Below are 15,663 nucleotides of genomic sequence, written 5' to 3'. Positions count from 1 at the left end.
ATAAGAGAAGGGACATGAATTTGGAGGGAGTAAATGAATAAAAAACAGGGAATGGATAAATACCTTGAGGCGATATATATTTTACATACGGAAGGCCAAAACGTGATTGGGTCAAAACTTGCGGATTATTTAGGGGTGGCAAGGCCGACTGTATCTCAAACCGTACAGCGGTTGATTGCTTTGGGTTATGTAGCCGATACCGATACCCGTGAAATTATACTTTCAGATGCTGGAGTCCAGCGGGCGGAAACGATCATTCGACGCCATCGATTACTCGAAAGATGGCTGACGGACGTGTTAGGGTTTGATTGGGCGGAAGCACATGAAGAAGCAAGCCGTTTGGAATCGGCTCTATCGGAACGAGTCGAAAAACGGTTGGCCCAGGCCCTGGGAAATCCAACCACATGTCCCCATGGAAACGTTATCCCCGGGTCGGGCGGATTTGTCGCTAACGCAACCCCGTTATCACAAATGCCGATCCCTGCTACCGTTAAAATCAACCGAATTTTTGAACATGCAGAGGAAGACATGGATATCCTGCGTTTTTTAGAAGGGAACGGATTTGTTCCTGGCGCGGAAATTGGATTGATTTCCTCGTCTCCTTCTGAACATACAATCACGGCTTTTATAAACGGAGCTTCTGTGCTTATTCCAATTGAATTAGCGGAACGAATTCTTGCTGTGGAGGTTGACCGAAAGTAAAACCAGGAGATATTGGGCATTGAAATAGACCGATTTTTATTTTTTTCGGAGGTCTTTCCTTGTATGTAAGCATAAACTGTCCGTAACTCTCTTCCGTTTGGAGGTGCTTTTAGGCCCGACTGGCTGCATCCTCGAAATATCCAGATGTTTCGGGCCGTCTCCACACGGAAGAGAATCACGGACAGTCAACGCTTCTCCGCAAGGGAAAACCCGCAAAAACACAACGGATTTCGATGCATCACACGCGGATGTTTTTGGCTGCGCCAGATCTACTTAAGCTTTTGCTGAAGCTCGCTGAGTGTTTGAGATAACTGGTCATTCAATTGTCCCAGTGTTTGTTTATCCAGCGGGCTTACCTGAGAGCCGGCAACTTCCGGATTAAGATATTTTTCGATCTTCTCATAGAAATCCGGCTGTCTTGGCTGAAGGCCATCTTCAAAAGTGCTCCATGCCTCTTCCAGCTTTGGTCCAATCTCCTTAACCTTTGCCTGGTCACCAGTGTTAATTTTTTGTTTTAGTTCCTTCGTCGCCGCTAACATCGTTGAAACACCATCTTGGACTTGCTCAACAGGAATTAGCTTCTCGGAAAGGCTGTATAAAACATCAATCAGTTGATTATCGAGCTTTAAGAGCGTGTTTTTATCAATAGCAGAAGCTTTCGATCCCGCAACAGTCGGGTCAAGATATTTTTCTACTTCAGCGTACTGGTCTGGGTACTGGGATTTAACACCATCCTCAAAGAATTTCCAGTTTTCTTCTAATTTTGGACCGATCTCCTTGATTTTTGTTTCGTCCCCCGCTTTAATGGCCTTTCTTAATTGTTTAGCATTATGAAGGAACTTCCCAACACCATCTTTCACATTCGGCGCCTCTGTCTGCCCGTTTGAAGGTGTTTTCGCGGTATCTGATTGAGCAGTCGTACTGGTTGTAGTGGTACTGGTCGTAGTCGTTGAAGTGTTGGACGCGGCATTGTTGGTCAAGCCACACCCGGTTAGAGCTGCTGTGCTGATTAAAGCTAATGAAAGAATGGTTCTGAAAGTTATCATCTAATTTTCCCCCTAATTTTCTATAAAAATGATGTTCTACATTTGCGTTGTTTCTTTAAGCGTCTGCCGCCGTTTATTCATTCGCTTCCACAGTACTACCACCACCGCAAACAAGGCTAATGCGATTTGCGGGATGGCACTCTGCCATGATGGGTAGAACCCCAGGAAATCAATACTTGGCAAGTTGGTTGATGTTGTCGATGGCAGTGAGCCTGCGAGTTGGAGACTGTGGATGCCAAGCCCCGTGAATTTCACACATAAATAGAATACAATTAAGCTTGATACGAGGAAAAACGGCCGCATAGGCAGCTTTAGGCCAATAAACAGCATGAGATAAGCAATGACCGCCAAAATGCCTAAACCAATTAAAATCCCAAATATCAATTGTTGAAAGCTAATTTGATTTACCATACCAATAACAAATAACACAGTCTCTGTTCCCTCCCGAAAGACAGCAAGGAACGTTAAAACACCGAGGGATATCATTCGTCCGGTATTGACTGCCGATTGGCTTTTTGTTTGAATGTACCGGTTCCACTCCGCAACATTAGACTTACTATGCAGCCAATAGCTCATATATAAAAGCATTACCGCCGCAAACACACCCGTCCATCCCGAGATAAGGAAATTGTTCCGGCCGAAGGCTCCTGATGAAAAAACAAATTTAACAATGATTGCCAAGACACCGCTTAGCCCAAGGCCTGCAAAAACCCCGCCCCAAATCCAACCCTTTCCGACACCTTGATTGGATTTTTTAACAAAGGCTAACAGCGCACCGACAACTAGAAGTGCTTCCATTCCTTCCCGGATTGGAATCATGGCAGCATCCCAAATGGTGTACCCGGATTTAGCCGTCAGCGGTGTCAAATATCCAATCATTTTGTCAAGTATCCCGGCGGCACCCTTGTAATTCCCGTCGGAAATCATCGCATTCACGGTTACCATATCCCGCTCTGAATCACTGTATATCGTAGCTGATTGTGCCACTACAACACCTTCGACACTAAGCCAAGACTCCCGGGCTTTTGCAATGCCAGAAAGGGCTGACTGCCGGTCATGGTTCTGCACCTTATCTTTCGTTTGCTGCAGCATGGCAACGAAATCTGATAGCGTTATGTTTTGTTTCTTGAATCCTTCTCTCTTGGCGTACCCGCCCTGAATAAATTTTTCATTTGTGCTTTGCAGACCCTGTAATGCCTTAACGATATCCTGCTGCTTATTCTGCATGAAGGCATATTCCACCTGACCCATGTTGGATTCAATGTCGCTATACGCCTTCCCTGATTCCGGTTTGACAGTGCTTTCAATGTCGAGCCACGTCTCGTTGAACTTCTGAAAGTTTTTCTGGGCTTCCGCCAGATTCCCTTGTCTCGCATTGTTTAATGCCTCAATAACGTATTGCTCAGCCTTCGCCATATTCTCGGCTCCCTGGCTTTCTGCCCGTACCATACCGGGCGCAAGGCAGAAGACCGCTACCAAAAACACCATTGTCACACCATATAAACGATTTATCATAATCCCCCTCCTCGCAATCTCCACCAATAAATAAAATCAATAATCATTCTCAATATAAAAAATTAAAAAAATCTCCTCGCTAATAAAATTATTTCATGAACTAATTTCATGATGTGTGATCATCAACACCTTCCATTTAAACAAAAACAATAATCATTCTCAATAACTAAATAAAAAAAACTTAAAATACATTTTCAGCGCTTTAACTTAAAAGAAAATTAGCCCTGACTAATACAAGAATTAGTTTAGGCTAACTACGATCGATCGTCAAGAGTTAGATGTGCAAATTTTTATAACGTAACCCTTCTATTCTTTTATTTTTAACCGCTTTTGACCTTCACGGCACAGGTCTAACAGAGGACACACTTGGCACTGCGGATTCTGCGCTTTACAGTGGTAGCGTCCGAAAAAAATCATCCGGTGATGCGTTGCAGACCATTCATCGCGTGGAACTTTTTTCATCAACGTTTCTTCTACTTGAAGAGGCGTGTCCTTCCAGCGTGCAATACCTAGACGCTTTGAAACACGTTCCACATGCGTATCTACTGCGATCGCCGGAACGCCGAACGCGGTAGAGACCACCACATTTGCTGTTTTACGGCCAACGCCCGGCAATTTAACGAGTTCGGCATGATCGCGGGGAATCTCTCCATTGTAGTCTTCAAGGAGAAGGCGGCACAGTTTCTGAATATTTTTTGCTTTATTCCGGAAAAGACCGATACTGTGAATATCCTGCTCCAGTTCTTCCAACGGCACATTTACATAATCGTGGGGAGTTTTATATTTTGCAAACAAATGCGGGGTTACTTTATTGACAAGCGCATCCGTGCATTGGGCGGATAGAAGAACCGCAATCGTTAGTTCAAATGGATTGCTATGGTTGAGTTCGCAGTGAGCATCGGGAAACATTTCTCCCATCGTATCCAATACCCTGCGGATTTGTGCTTTCGTTAACAAGGCCATTCATCCTTTTATTCTGACAGATTTTCGTATACACTATCGAATGTAGCAGTTGCTAATTTTTTCGTCAATAGCTACACTTAGAAGGAAAATATTAAGAAAATGAAAGGTTTGAAATGGAACAAATGGCAAAAAAACACATTATTTATAAACAGGATAATTGGAATATGATGACGGTGGAAGCGGAAGGGGCTAAAATCACGGTTCGTGAAATTTCAACCGAGTGGGGCGAGGACACGTATATTTTTACTACCCGGCATGAAATGATGGAGTGGGCAAAAAGCCGCTTTCTCCCGGAAGACTACGTCGGACGCGAAGATGATTACAACCAGATTATGGAATCGTTCAAGAACATCTAGTTCCATCTCTTCCATCGGGGATACGGCAGACGCCCGGAGTATCATTATCCGAATCCGGTATCTCCCTGTCCCCAAATGGAAGATCTGCATAAGCAGCCTAAAGCTAAAAACAAGAGGATTCTTACACTGATTCTTCCCCCTATCCTCTCATAACCTGGTCACGCAGCACCCGCCGCATAATTTTCCCTGTTGTGTTCTTGGGAAGATCTTCAATAAAAATGACTTTGTGGGGCACTTTGTACTTGGCCAGTTCTCCCCGGCAGTATTCCTGGATGGATTCCTCCGTTAACGTATGGTCCTTTGTTACGACATAGGCATGGACAGCCTCCCCAAAATTTTCATCCGGAACACCTATAACCACCGCTTCAACGATCGACGAATGCTGGTACAGCGCTTCTTCAACCTCACGCGGGTACACATTAAAACCGCCAACAATAATCATATCTTTTTTGCGGTCGACAATAAAAATATATCCATCCTCGTCCATTCGCGCCATATCCCCGGTGTGCAGCCATCCGTTGCGCAAAGCCATCGCTGTTTCTTCAGGCATCCTGAAGTATCCCTTCATTACATTGGGACCGCGCACGACGAGTTCGCCAACTTGCCCGAGCGGTACTTCCAGATCTTCTTCATCCACAATTTTACTCTCTACATCAGGAATACTGATACCTATTGAGCCGGGTTTGCGCACGCCATCCACCGGATTGAATGCGGTTACAGGAGAAGCTTCTGATAACCCGTATCCTTCATAAATGACTTTATTAAATTTGGCTTCAAAACTCTGCATAAGAGCAACAGGGAGCGCTGCACCTCCGGAAATGCAAACTCGGAGGGAGGACAAATCCTCAGGCTTTCCATCGGGGGTGTGCAGCAGGAAATTATACATGGTAGGAACACCCGCGAAAATGGTTGCCTTTGTTTCCCTGATTGTTTTCATTACGTCTCCGGGGCTGAAGCGGGGAATAATGACCAAGGTTGATCCGAGCACAACGGCCGCATTCAGGCAGACGGTCATACAGAATACATGAAACATTGGCAGCACGGCCACTACACGGTCACTGCGGTCCACCTTTAAATATCTCGCAATGGATTCGGCATTGGATGTCAGATTTCGATGAGTGAGCATGGCTCCCTTAGGCGTCCCGGTCGTACCTGACGTATATAAAATGACTGCCACATCTTCTTCTTGAACAAGAGGCCCTTCCCAGTCCCGGTTGGCCCGCAAAGAAAGTTCATCGTACGGGTGAGTCCAATCATGCGGAGTCTGACCGGATGTGAAAACCACATGTTCCAGCTCAGGTAGTTGAGGTTTAAGATTTTCAAAAACGGGAAGCAACTGTTCGACTGCGAACACAACCCTCGCACCGCTGTTTTTCAAAATAAATTCAATTTCATGGGGAGTATAGATTGGATTAATGGGAACAACCGTTGCCCCTGTTAGCAACGTCCCATAAAAAGAAACAACAAAATGAGGAGAATTGCCGAGAAGCAGAGCCACGTTATCGCCTTTTCCGATACCGAGATCCGCCAGATAGGCCGCGGCGTTTTTTACCTGTTCAAAAAATTCGCCGTATGTACACGTATCGCCAAGAAACAAATAAGCGAACGTATCAGGGTAGGCAGCCGTCGTGTTTTTAAGGTTGTCAACTAACGTCATATGCCTTCACCTCACGATTTCTTATAATAACAGCACGTTTTTTTACGTTTATGGGAGAAGCGGGCGGTTGTCCCGCCCGCTATTTTTATTTCACTGTTACAGTATATTGCTCGGCATCGATTATAGCACAGGCGATTCCGCGCTTAATTGGAATTATATCAAGCGGTTCAGTGCGCACAAGCTTTTTCAAAATCGACAGCTGGGTTCGCAAAATATCACCCTCAGCGGATGCGGCAAGAACTTCTTTTGCCCATTTCTCCACGTCGCCCCACACGTCGTGTACGTAAACGCGGGCCATGTCCACCTGCAAACGAGCCGTTTCTTCCCCTTTTGCTGCAGCTGTTTTCTTCGCGCGAAGCAGCGCCGATTCAGCGGCGTAAATCGTGATGGCAAGGTTAGACAAGTGACTGAGCGCTTCTTGCTGCTGTTCGATTTTCTGCATAAATTTTTGAACAGCAGCACCGCCAGCCAGCAAAAAGATTTTTTTGGCCGCTTCCAGCATCTTCGTTTCTACCGCCAGCACACCGGCCGATTCTTCCACATACACAGTTGGCATATAGCCCGCTAGTTCCTGCTGCATGGATTGCAGTGCTTGCACTAGCGGCAGACGGCCTTTCATCGCCCGCTTCAACAGAGTTCCGGGAATGAGAAGGCGGTTAATTTCATTTGTCCCTTCAAAAATTCGATTAATACGGGAATCACGGTAAATTTGCTCCACTTTGTATTCTTGAATATAACCGTATCCTCCGTGAATCTGGAGCGCTTCGTCAGCGACGAAATCCAGGGCTTCTGAACCAAACACTTTACAGATGGAATATTCAATCGCATGTTCTTCGATTGCTTCTGCAGCCTCTTTCGCCGCATAACCGTCCAGGTTAAGCGAAGCCAGCGCTTCGTCCAGATACCCGCCTGTGCGGTACGTAACGCTTTCATTAACAAACGTTCGAACCGCCATATTCGCCAGTTTATTTTGAATAAGCGGGAAGCTTGCAATCGGAGTGCTGAACTGTTTGCGCTCTTTCGCATATTTGACAGCGAGTTCAACCGCCCATTTGGTGGAACCAACGGCGCCTACGCCCAGTTTATACCGTCCAATGTTTAAGATGTTAAACGCAATTTGGTGGCCTTTCCCGATTTCCCCCAATACGTTTTCAACCGGAACCGGCAAGTCTTCAAAAATCAGCGGACAGGTGGATGAACCTTTTATGCCCATTTTCTTTTCTTCCGGCCCGATGCTTAGTCCCGGGAAATCCCGTTCCACAATAAATGCGGTAAACTTCTCTCCGTCAATCTTCGCATACACAATGAAGATGTCAGCAAATCCGGCGTTCGTAATGAACTGCTTAGATCCGTTCAAAATATAATGGGTACCTTCCGCATTTAATACCGCCGTAGTTTTTGCCCCTAACGCATCAGACCCCGAAGACGGCTCCGTCAAACAGTACGCCGCTATTTTTTCACCGGTGGCAAGGAAAGGCAGGTATTTCTCTTTTTGTTCTCTTGTGCCGAAATATACAATCGGCAGCGTGCCAATTCCAACATGGGCGCCGTGGCTCAGCGCAAACGAGCCCGCCCGCACCATATATTCACCGATCAGGCTGGAGCTGATTTTGTCAAGAGCAAGACCGCCGAACGCTTCGGGAATGTCCGCGCTTAACAAGCCCAGCTCACCCGCCTGGCGCAGCAGCTTCACGGTTAAATCGTAATCAAGCTTTTCGATCTGCTCAGCTTTCGGTTCGATTTCACCTGCCACAAAATCCCGCGTTGTGCGCGCTATCATTTTTTGTTCATCCGAAAAGTCTTCCGGGGTATAAACCGATTGAATATCCGTTTCTTTCAGCAAAAACTGCCCGCCCTGCGGCAGCGTTTTGGATTCACTCATGATTTCGTCCTCCTTCAAAATGGATTCGTTTTAAAAACTTCGCTATTTTCGTTATTTTACTGAATAAACTCAAACACTCCTGCGGCGCCCATGCCGCCGCCTATGCACATGGAAACGACACCGTACCTTGCCCCGCGGCGCGCCGCTTCGTGAGCAAGGGTTACCGTAAGCTTTGTTCCGGAGCAGCCGAGAGGATGGCCCAGTGCAATAGCACCACCGTTCACATTGACCCTGTACGGGTTAATTTCCAGATGGCGGACGACGTGGATCGCCTGGGAAGCAAAGGCTTCGTTAATTTCAAACAGGTCGACATCATCAAGCGTAATTCCGGCTAATTTCAGCGCTTTCGGGATAGCGACAACAGGGCCCACACCCATAATGTCCGGGTCAACGCCTCCAACGGCGAAGGAACGAAAAATAGCAAGTGGTTTGAGTCCCAGTTGCTCCGCTTTCTCCCGCGACATGACAACGACAGCCGCGGCCCCATCGCTTGTTTGCGAAGAATTCCCCGCCGTAACTTGCCCGCCAAGGCGGAACGGCGATTTTAATTTAGCCAGTCCTTCTATGGTCGTATCTGGACGAACTCCCTCATCTGTATCGAATATGAATTCTTTAATCTGAAGATGCCCTTTTTCATCCAAATATTTTTCTTTAACGGTAACTGGAACGATTTCGTCGTTAAATCTGCCTCCACGAATGGCCCGTGCAGCTTTCTCATGGCTCTCTACGGCAAAACGATCCATATCTTCCCTCGATACGTGAAAACGCTCGGCTACATTTTCCGCCGTATGGCCCATTCCCATATAAATTTCGGGATAATTCTCGATGATGTCCGGATGGGGAGCCAGCTTATATCCTGTCATCGGCACATGGCTCATGCTTTCGACTCCGCCTGCAATCACCGTGTCGGCAAAACCACACATAATTTTTTCCGCCGCAATCGCAATCGACTGCAAGCCCGATGAACAAAAGCGATTGATGGTAAACGCAGGAACCGTGGTCGGAAAACCCGCATGAACCGCAATAATCCGTGCCATATTGAACCCCTGCTCACCTTCAGGCATCGCGCAGCCGATCACAATATCATCGATCATCGCGGGGTCAAGGCCAGGGGCACGCCTCACCGCTTCTCTCAGAACAATGGCGCCCAGGTCTTCGGGCCGGGTGTTCTTTAATGTTCCTCTGGGCGCTTTTCCAACGGCAGTCCGAACTGCGGACACAATTACCGCTTCTCTCATCTTGTATCCCTCCCTAATTGCGCAATGGCTTTCCTTTGGTCAGCATATACTGCATTCGGTCCTGGCTCTTCCGCTCCCCGCAAAGGCTTAAAAATGCCTCGCGCTCCAAATCAAGCAGGTACTGTTCCGTCACATACGTATTGCGGTTTACATTACCGCCTGTGAGGACATAAGCCAGCTTACCGGCAATTTTCATATCGTGGTCGCTAATATACCCGCTTTGCTTCATTGAATAAATACCCAAGCTGAGCACAGCCTTTCCATCGGCACCGACGACGCGGATTTTTTCCTGTTTCGGCGGTTCATAGCCGACTGCATCCAGCGCTAACACAGACTGCTTGGCATCGTACAGCAGGTGGTCCCGATTCATCGTAATCTGGTCACAAGGACGTAAAAAATGAAGTTCGTGCGCTTCTTCCGCACTTGTTGATACTTTGGCCATCGCTACCGTTTCAAACGCTTTATTGACAAACGGCTGGAGGTCGACTTTAGTGTCCACCGCATCCGCACCCTGTGTGGTCCGCAGAAGCATTTCCTTTATTCCACCCCCACCAGGGATCAGGCCGACACCCACTTCAACAAGACCCATATACGTTTCGGCCGCTGCCTGAATTTTCGCGGATGGCAGGCATACTTCCGCGCCTCCGCCTAGCGTCATGCCGAACGGAGCGGAGACAACCGGCTTTTTCGCATATTTGATAGCAAGCGATGCCTGCTGAAAACGATCGATCAGATGGTTAATGTCATCCCAGTTTTCATCCTGCGCTTCCATTAAGATCATCATCAGGTTTGCACCGACACAGAAGTTTTTAGCTTCGTTTGTGATCACCATCCCGCGATAGTTGCGTTCCACTTCCGCAAGAGATTTATACAGCATATCGATAATGTCAAAACCGATGGCATTGTTCGGCGAATGGAATTCGAGGCATGCGACCCCATCTCCGATATCGAGCAAACTTGCGCCCGGATTAGAGAGAACCACGCCATTTTTTTTGTATGATTTCAACTCCATTAACCGTTTGCCCGCTTCTTCTTCCGTACGTTCACCGGTAATGGTATGGTAATAGCGCCGTCTGTTGTTATGCTCATAGAATGATTCCTTGCCGGATGCGAGCATTTCCTCCACCCAGTCTGGAATCGCTTCCCCTTCCTGTTTCATTCGGGCGACGGATTTGGCAGCACCCAGTGCGTCCCATGTCTCGAACGGTCCCAGCTCCCAGTTAAACCCCCATTTCATCGCCCGGTCCACACTCACGATATCATCGGCAATCTCCGGGATTTTGCTAGCGGAATAAAGCAGTACCTTTTTTAACACATTCCAGATAAACTGCCCTTCTTTTGATTGGCTATAAGCAAGCGCTTGAAGTCGGCTTTTTACTCCCCCGGCAGCTTTCACCTGTTCGATCTCGGGAATCTTTACTCTCTGAATAGAAGCGTATTCAAGTGTATTGTAGTTAAGAACCAGGATTTCCCTTCCCGCAGCTGTCGTTTGCTTTTTGTAAAAGCCCTGTTTGCTTTTGTCCCCGAGCCACCCGTTTTTCAACAAGCCAATCAGAATATTGGGCATCACAAACGACTCTTTTTCTCTAGGGTCTGATACGTGGTCATGCACATTTCTGGCCACATGCACGAATGTATCGAGCCCGACCATGTCCAGTGTCCGGAAGGTGGCGCTTTTGGGTCGCCCGATAACCGTGCCGGTCATCGCATCCACTTCCTCCACAGTAAAACCGCTCTTTATCATTTCATTCAACGTAACGAGCAGTCCGTATACGCCAATCCGGTTTGCTATAAAATTCGGCGTATCTTTAGCGGTCACGATACCTTTACCGAGCTTTCGTTCCCCAAACTCTTTCATGTAAGCGATAACATTTTTGTCGGTTTCACAGCCCGGAATGATTTCGAGCAGTTTCATATAGCGCGGCGGGTTAAAAAAATGGGTTCCGAGAAAGTGCTTGCGGAATGCTTCGCTTCTTTCTTCTGCCATCCGGTTAATTGATACTCCCGATGTGTTGGAACTGACAATGGTTCCCGGTGTCCAGTTCTCCTCGACCCGCGCTAACAGTTGGCGCTTGATGTCCAGATTCTCGACGACAGCTTCCACAATCCAATCCACATCTTTTACCTTATGCAAGTGATCCTCAAAATTTCCCGGGATAATGGAATCGAGATTCTTTTTCGTAAACATTGGCGCAGGCTTTGTCTTAAGCAGCCTCGCTTTTGCTTCACTGGCAAGCCGGTTTCGAACGGCGGGGTGTTCCAGAGTTAACCCTTTCTTTGCTTCCTGTTCAGTTAGTGAAGCAGGCACAATATCCAACAAATAGGTTTCGATTCCCGCATTTGCAAAGTGGGCGGCAATGGCAGCCCCCATTACCCCGGAACCAAGCACAGCCGCTTTTTGAATATTCCTGACCATCTTGTTACCTCCTTTTCCAGGCCTTTATTCATTTTTTTGAATGAATACTCATTCATTAATTCGCGCATTTCTGTTTTCATTGTATGTTCTGATAATTATTGTAATATATTTTTTGTCAGAATTCCACAACTATTTGCTTTACTTTTTCTTTTGTCTTTCGGTATGATAAGCGTAAGAATCACATACTAGTAAGGATTCCCTTGGAAAGGAGAACATTATGTCGGGAACTACACTATATTTATTCCTGTTTGTATCCGCTCTCATGTCGATTGTTTTGTTTATTGTCGGCTTGCTTCCCCAACCGGGCAAAGGAATGGTGAAACAAAAAAGTTTGGCCGTATGGGGTGTTGTGCTCATGGGCGTTACCGTCTCGCTGTTCATCCTCAAACCTATGCTATTTCCCGGATCATAAATATTACGTTTGCAACGCTGAACTTGACGCGAATGGAATGCTCCGTTTTTATTTTTTGCTGGTTTTCCCTTGCAGGGAAGTAGAAACTGTCCGTGTTACGAACAAAGGGGAACCTGCCCGAAACATCCGGGTATCTCAATGGTGGAGACAGTCGGGCAGAAAGACACCCCCTTTCTTCGTAACACTAAGCAGCGGGAAAAAAGCAAAAATAAACGGATTTCGATGTGTCTGCGAATGTTTCAGCTAGCATCCTCCCGCACAATTGAGTCTAGCCGATGTGCTTGTTCATTTCTCCCTTATCTTGTCCTGAAGGATTTCCGGAGTTTGAGGACGATGTCTCTACGTGTTGTTATTTCTACCCGTGGAGAATGGTCCACCCGTCTTCCTGGTAGGCGCGCCCTTCCTTCATCAATTTGCCGAGTGCCCGTTTAAAGGCAGCTTTACTGATACCAAACTTCTGTTTGATAATGTCCGGATCCGTTTTATCCGTGTAGGGCATACGCCCCCCTCTCTCCTGTAAATACGCATAAATTTTCTCAGCATCCTGGCTGTAACTTACTTCTTTCCGCTGGCGCATCGTGATGTTTAAACGTCCGTCTTCTTCCCGGACCCTTGAAACGCGCGCCTCAATCCGTTGCCCTACACGCAGCGGTTCGGTCGCTTCATCCCGGTGAAGGAACGCGAGATGCTGCCCCTCTGTGAAAAGAAACGCCCCGATTTTAATAATTTTATAGATATACCCGTTTACATCCTGATTGAATAAACTTTCCGGCGCCGGCTTGCTAATTCGGACGAAATCATCTTCCTTTCCGAGAACAGCCAGCATTCTCCCCTGTTTATCATGCTCAACCTGCACATACACCCGGTCTCCAGGCTCCGGCCATTTACTTTTGATTTCGGGTAGCTGATCCGCCGGCAGCAGTAAATCCTTATGTAATCCGTTATTTAAAAAGGCCCCCATTCGCGGGTGTATGTCGACAACTTCCAGCCAGCCGAACTCGTCAAGGGCAATGAAAGGCTCCAATTGCGATGCGGCGAGCCGCTCCTGATTGTCGTGGTATAAAAATACCTCAACCTCACTGCCTATTGTTATTTCCTTATTGATTTCACTCTCATGGAGCAGAACATCCGTCTCCCCATCTGACAGAAAATATCCAAAAGGAGCCTGCCGCTCCACTCTTAGCTTAACTTTTTTGCCCGCTTCCAACATATCGTTAAATCCTCCTCTGGTTATATCCACACATTTTAGCCGTCGACCATATTATACATGTGATTGCGTGTTAAAGAAAACGCAGTAGTCACTTCAACGCATGTTCTTCTTCTATTATTTATAGTAAGATATTTCTTAGTGCCGAAAATAATTTTTTTGGATATAATTGGATAAAAAACCACTATAAATTACCTGGCATGGATAGAGGAGTCACGTATGCTGGAAAAAATAATAGAAGTGTTGAAAAAATATTACGGCTATTCATCATTTAGAGAAGGCCAGGAAAAAATCATTACAAGTATTTTAAGCGGCCGGGACACTGTTGGCATCATGCCTACCGGCGGGGGGAAATCCATTTGCTATCAAGTTCCCGCACTCTTGCTTAATGGGACAACCCTTGTCATCTCCCCGTTAATTTCCCTGATGAAAGATCAGGTAGATACGCTTAACAGCCTTGGCATTCGGGCGGCATTTATTAATAGCTCATTAACGAGCCAGGAAGCGGACGAACATCTGGAACGAGCTAAGCACGGTGTTTATAAATTAATTTATGTTGCGCCCGAGAGGCTGGAATCGTATTCGTTTCGTTCCTTATTAAAGAGGCTCACTCTTTCTATGATCGCGATTGACGAAGCCCATTGTGTCTCACAGTGGGGCCACGATTTCCGGCCCAGTTATTTATCTGTCGCTTCATTTATTGGTCAGCTTGCCAAGCGACCTGTCATTACCGCTTTTACAGCGACAGCAACGGAAGCGGTCAAAGACGACATCGTCGCCCAATTATCGCTGTCAAATCCGAATGTGTTCATCACAGGTTTTGACCGGAAGAATCTTTCTTTTACCGTGATACGCGGTGAAAATAAACGGGATGCCCTGCTGGAATATGTGAACCAAAATAAAAGCCAAGCTGGGATTATTTATGTAGCCACAAGAAAAAATGCCGACCAGTTGTATTCCTATTTGTGCGAAAAAGGCTACGCTGCTGGAAGATATCATGCGGGATTAAGCGACGAAGAGCGGATGGATAATCAGGAGAAGTTTATCTACGACGATATCCGGATTATGATTGCGACGAATGCCTTCGGAATGGGGATAGATAAGTCAAATGTCCGGTATGTGATTCATTACAACATGCCAAAAAATATGGAATCTTACTATCAAGAAGCGGGACGGGCAGGCAGGGACGGCGAACCCGGTAAGTGCATCCTCCTTTTTAATCCGCAGGATATCCAACTGCAAAAGTTTTTAATCGAACAGTCTTTAAGTGCAGAGGAGAGAAAGAAGGAAGAGTATAAAAAACTGCAAAACATGATCGACTATTGCTACACCCCTCGGTGCCTCCGCAATTTTATTCTGCAATATTTCGGTGAAATGCGGGATGAGCCATGCGGAAATTGCAGCACCTGCCTTGATGACACAGAGTACGTCGATGTAACAGTACAGGCCCAAAAAATTTTTTCCTGTGTAAAAAGAATGAATGAACGATTTGGTATTACACTGGTGGCGCAGGTTTTAAAGGGATCGAAAAGCAAAAAAGTCTTGGATTTTGGCTTTAACAAACTTTCTACATATGGATTATTAAAAGAATACACGGAGAAAGAGATTGCGAATTTAATGAATGTGCTTATCGCCGAAGGATACATACAGCTCAGCGAAGGCAAATTCCCGGTCGTTATGCTGTCTGAAAGATGTATTCCGGTTCTCAAAGGAGAAGAAAAGGTTTTCCAGAAAGTTCGTAAGACCGAAGCGAAACAACCCGTTGACGACGCCTTATTCGAGCAGCTGCGACAGCTGCGAAAATCTCTTTCAGAAAAGGAAAATGTCCCGCCATATGTTATTTTTTCAGACAGCACGCTGCGCGATATGTGTGAAACCCTTCCTGCAGACCAGAGTTCTCTCCTGGCGGTCAAGGGGGTTGGCGAATTAAAACTGGTCAAATACGGCAGGCAATTTCTCGAAGTTATTCAACAATACAAAAATGCTTAGCCACCCATTTTTGATTGAAATAAATCCTCCGGCGGTAAATTCATATTCATTTTAACCCTCCAAATGAATAATAATTTTTTTTCATCACATAGAATAATTTTCAAACGATGACAAATAATTAGAGTGGAGGTGTTAAAATGCATAACTATAACCAATATTACCAAGGACAGAATCAAACAGGCATTCCCGCATTTGCAGGTCCCCAAGCGCTATTCCAACCCGGTTTTGCCGGTACAAACGCGCAGCAGGTAAGACAAAATATCGCTAACCAAGTTGGATT

General features: G+C 46.3%; 12 protein-coding genes. 4 read left to right on the top strand and 8 right to left on the bottom strand.

Annotation, left to right across the window (positions count from 1 at the left end; all coding sequences use genetic code 11):
- Nucleotides 1-33: 33 nt before the first annotated feature.
- Nucleotides 34-702 (top strand): metal-dependent transcriptional regulator, encoded by a 669-nt coding sequence (locus H525_RS0120120; RefSeq protein ID WP_027417671.1) that lies wholly within the window; start codon nucleotides 34-36, stop codon nucleotides 700-702.
- Nucleotides 703-971: 269 nt separating this feature from the next.
- Here the strand turns inward: H525_RS0120120 and H525_RS25835 are convergent, their stop codons facing one another.
- The 3 genes from H525_RS25835 to nth form a co-directional block, all read right to left on the bottom strand.
- Nucleotides 972-1,748 carry a hypothetical protein gene (locus H525_RS25835; RefSeq protein ID WP_051331188.1) on the bottom strand — a complete coding sequence of 259 codons (777 nt, stop codon included), beginning with the start codon at nucleotides 1,746-1,748 and terminating at the stop codon, nucleotides 972-974.
- Between the two features lie 36 nt (nucleotides 1,749-1,784).
- Nucleotides 1,785-3,263 (bottom strand): FTR1 family iron permease, encoded by a 1,479-nt coding sequence (locus tag H525_RS0120110; RefSeq protein ID WP_027417670.1) that lies wholly within the window; start codon nucleotides 3,261-3,263, stop codon nucleotides 1,785-1,787.
- A 306-nt stretch (nucleotides 3,264-3,569) separates the two neighbouring features.
- A complete protein-coding gene (gene nth, locus H525_RS0120105) occupies nucleotides 3,570-4,220 on the bottom strand; it encodes an endonuclease III (protein ID WP_027417669.1) in 651 nt (216 codons plus the stop codon).
- A gap of 128 nt (nucleotides 4,221-4,348) precedes the next feature.
- On the opposite strand from nth, the gene H525_RS0120100 reads away from it, so the two are divergent.
- Entirely contained in the window at nucleotides 4,349-4,582 is a 234-nt protein-coding gene (locus H525_RS0120100) for a hypothetical protein (protein ID WP_027417668.1), read from the top strand.
- Nucleotides 4,583-4,721: 139 nt separating this feature from the next.
- Here the strand turns inward: H525_RS0120100 and H525_RS0120095 are convergent, their stop codons facing one another.
- The 4 genes from H525_RS0120095 to H525_RS0120080 form a co-directional block, all read right to left on the bottom strand.
- Nucleotides 4,722-6,239, bottom strand: a complete 1,518-nt coding sequence (locus tag H525_RS0120095; RefSeq protein WP_027417667.1) for a fatty acid--CoA ligase family protein — start codon at nucleotides 6,237-6,239, stop codon at nucleotides 4,722-4,724.
- Between the two features lie 85 nt (nucleotides 6,240-6,324).
- The gene (locus tag H525_RS0120090; RefSeq protein WP_027417666.1) at nucleotides 6,325-8,121 is read right to left on the bottom strand and encodes an acyl-CoA dehydrogenase family protein; all 1,797 of its coding nucleotides are present in this window, start codon (nucleotides 8,119-8,121) and stop codon (nucleotides 6,325-6,327) included.
- Between the two features lie 56 nt (nucleotides 8,122-8,177).
- Complete coding sequence (locus H525_RS0120085) at nucleotides 8,178-9,359, bottom strand: acetyl-CoA C-acyltransferase (protein WP_027417665.1); 1,182 nt, start codon at nucleotides 9,357-9,359, stop codon at nucleotides 8,178-8,180.
- Nucleotides 9,360-9,372: 13 nt separating this feature from the next.
- Complete coding sequence (locus H525_RS0120080; protein ID WP_027417664.1) at nucleotides 9,373-11,775, bottom strand: 3-hydroxyacyl-CoA dehydrogenase/enoyl-CoA hydratase family protein; 2,403 nt, start codon at nucleotides 11,773-11,775, stop codon at nucleotides 9,373-9,375.
- Nucleotides 11,776-11,992: 217 nt separating this feature from the next.
- On the opposite strand from H525_RS0120080, the gene H525_RS0120075 reads away from it, so the two are divergent.
- A complete protein-coding gene (locus tag H525_RS0120075; protein WP_027417663.1) occupies nucleotides 11,993-12,187 on the top strand; it encodes a hypothetical protein in 195 nt (64 codons plus the stop codon).
- Nucleotides 12,188-12,542: 355 nt separating this feature from the next.
- Here the strand turns inward: H525_RS0120075 and H525_RS0120070 are convergent, their stop codons facing one another.
- Nucleotides 12,543-13,397, bottom strand: a complete 855-nt coding sequence (locus H525_RS0120070) for a CvfB family protein (RefSeq protein WP_051331187.1) — start codon at nucleotides 13,395-13,397, stop codon at nucleotides 12,543-12,545.
- A 216-nt stretch (nucleotides 13,398-13,613) separates the two neighbouring features.
- On the opposite strand from H525_RS0120070, the gene recQ reads away from it, so the two are divergent.
- Nucleotides 13,614-15,383, top strand: coding sequence for a DNA helicase RecQ (gene recQ, locus H525_RS0120065; protein WP_027417661.1), 1,770 nt, complete (start codon nucleotides 13,614-13,616; stop codon nucleotides 15,381-15,383).
- Nucleotides 15,384-15,663 lie beyond the last annotated feature (280 nt).

The sequence above is a fragment of the Aneurinibacillus terranovensis DSM 18919 genome (assembly GCF_000430625.1).
Taxonomy (GTDB): Bacteria; Bacillota; Bacilli; order Aneurinibacillales; family Aneurinibacillaceae; genus Aneurinibacillus_B; species Aneurinibacillus_B terranovensis.
This window is presented reverse-complemented; position numbering and strand designations above follow the sequence as displayed.

Excerpts from the sequence above, each read along its gene's own strand:
- H525_RS0120120 (WP_027417671.1), top strand. The coding sequence starts at position 34 with ATGAATAAAAAACAGGGAATGGATAAATACCTTGAGGCGATATATATT.
- H525_RS25835 (WP_051331188.1), bottom strand. The coding sequence starts at position 1,748 with ATGATAACTTTCAGAACCATTCTTTCATTAGCTTTAATCAGCACAGCA.
- H525_RS0120110 (WP_027417670.1), bottom strand. The coding sequence starts at position 3,263 with ATGATAAATCGTTTATATGGTGTGACAATGGTGTTTTTGGTAGCGGTC.
- H525_RS0120100 (WP_027417668.1), top strand. The coding sequence starts at position 4,349 with ATGGCAAAAAAACACATTATTTATAAACAGGATAATTGGAATATGATG.
- H525_RS0120095 (WP_027417667.1), bottom strand. The coding sequence starts at position 6,239 with ATGACGTTAGTTGACAACCTTAAAAACACGACGGCTGCCTACCCTGAT.
- H525_RS0120090 (WP_027417666.1), bottom strand. The coding sequence starts at position 8,121 with ATGAGTGAATCCAAAACGCTGCCGCAGGGCGGGCAGTTTTTGCTGAAA.
- H525_RS0120085 (WP_027417665.1), bottom strand. The coding sequence starts at position 9,359 with ATGAGAGAAGCGGTAATTGTGTCCGCAGTTCGGACTGCCGTTGGAAAA.
- H525_RS0120080 (WP_027417664.1), bottom strand. The coding sequence starts at position 11,775 with ATGGTCAGGAATATTCAAAAAGCGGCTGTGCTTGGTTCCGGGGTAATG.
- H525_RS0120075 (WP_027417663.1), top strand. The coding sequence starts at position 11,993 with ATGTCGGGAACTACACTATATTTATTCCTGTTTGTATCCGCTCTCATG.
- H525_RS0120070 (WP_051331187.1), bottom strand. The coding sequence starts at position 13,397 with ATGTTGGAAGCGGGCAAAAAAGTTAAGCTAAGAGTGGAGCGGCAGGCT.
- recQ (WP_027417661.1), top strand. The coding sequence starts at position 13,614 with ATGCTGGAAAAAATAATAGAAGTGTTGAAAAAATATTACGGCTATTCA.